The organism is Lactobacillus corticis (assembly GCF_018327645.1).
GTDB classification, from domain to species: Bacteria; Bacillota; Bacilli; order Lactobacillales; family Lactobacillaceae; genus Lactobacillus; species Lactobacillus corticis.
The window spans coordinates 1-1,505 of record NZ_BMAY01000003.1 but is presented as its reverse complement, the minus strand read 5'-3'; the positions used below and the strand labels follow the sequence as shown (position 1 = coordinate 1,505).

The 1,505-nt window shown below is 46.2% G+C and carries 2 protein-coding genes and 1 pseudogene; all 3 read right to left on the bottom strand.

The window, feature by feature from the left end; genetic code table 11:
• A partial coding sequence (locus KI210_RS02285) for an amino acid ABC transporter permease (protein WP_212780282.1) occupies nucleotides 1–553 on the bottom strand: 553 nt, incomplete at its 3' end.
• The gene (locus tag KI210_RS02280; protein ID WP_212780281.1) at nucleotides 553–1,380 is read right to left on the bottom strand and encodes a glutamate ABC transporter substrate-binding protein; all 828 of its coding nucleotides are present in this window, start codon (nucleotides 1,378–1,380) and stop codon (nucleotides 553–555) included. The genes KI210_RS02285 and KI210_RS02280, both read right to left, overlap by 1 nt.
• 10 nt (nucleotides 1,381–1,390) lie before the next feature.
• Nucleotides 1,391–1,505 (bottom strand): annotated as a pseudogene (locus tag KI210_RS09040) (amino acid ABC transporter ATP-binding protein); the annotation flags it as partial.

Below are 1,505 nucleotides of genomic sequence, written 5' to 3'. Positions count from 1 at the left end.
TCGGGATTACCTGATACGTGGAAAAGGCCACCGTGTCGGCTTGGTACATCAGGTCAAAGCCTGCTACGAACGACAAGACCGACGAGTTCTTGATCAGGTTGATGAACTGGTTCCCCAGCGGCGGCAGCGCTGCTTTGAAGGCCTGCGGCAGAATCACGTATCTCATGGCCTGCACGTAGGTCATCCCGTTGCTTCTAGCGCCTTCCATTTGTCCGTCGCCGACGGAATTGATCCCTGCTCTGATCGTTTCCGCAATGAATGCCGACGTGTAGAGCGACAAGCCGATCGTCCCGGCCGTAAAGCCGTCGATTTTTACCACGTACATCGGCACTACCAGGTAGAAGACCATCGTTACCACCAAAAGCGGAATGTTTCGGAAGATTTCAATGTAGACTGAAGCGATGATTCGCAGCGGCTTGTTTTCCGATACTTCCAATAGCGCAAAGATCGTGCCCAGGGCCAAACTGGCTGCTAGCGCAATGATGCTGGACAGAATCGTGTGGCCGAACCCGGTCAGAAAGGTTGACCAGTTGCTTTGTAATAGTTCAAGCATTATTTCATTGCCTCCTTCATGCTAAAGCCCTTGACACCGTTAAACCATTTGATGAGCAGTTTTTTATAAGTCCCATTAGCCTTAAGCTCGGCCAAAGCCTTATTGAGTGCTCGTTTTAGTTGAGGCTGATTTTTCTTAATAGCCATTCCGTAAGGCTCGTTGGTAAAGGTGCCGCCAACCAGCTTGTAGCCCTTGTTTTCATCGGCTAAACCTGCCAAAATCCCGTTGTCGGTTGTCATGGCATCGCCTTGGCCCGATTTCAATGCTGCCATTGCTTGGCCATAATCGTCATATTCTTGCACTTTTGCCTTAGGGGCAAACTTTTTCATATTTTGAACGGCAGTGGTCCCTTTAACTGCCAAAACCACAATGTTTTTATGATTCAAATCCTTAATTGAGTTGATCTTGCTGGAATTTTTTACCAAGATTGATTGTCCAGCATTGAAATAAGGATTGGTAAAGTCGACTACCTTTTTCCGTTCATCAGTAATGGTCATAGTTGCCAAATCGACATCAACCGAATTATTTAAAAGTTGCGGAATTTTTGTTTTGGCGGTTGTTTCCACAAATTCGGCTTTGCCATCCTTGCCTAACATTTGTTTGGTCAAGGCCCGAGCAAGGTCCAGTTCAAAACCTTCAACCTTCCCGGTTTTTAAATTAACATAACCAAACAAGCGGACATCAGTTCTGATTCCCCAAGCGATAGTTTTACTTTGCTTGATTGCTTGATATTCATTGTCGCTAGAAGCGGTGTTCTCCTTACTAGAGCAACCCGCCAAGGTTAATCCCAGGACGATCGCTAGGAAAACTTTTAGCCATTTGCGCATAGTGACCCCCTTATAAACTGATAATCTTGCTCAAGAACTCCTGTGCCCGTTCTGACTTCGGATGTTCGAAGAAAGCTTCTGGATCGTTAGAATCTTCCAGCACTTCTCCTTGATTGAAAAAGATT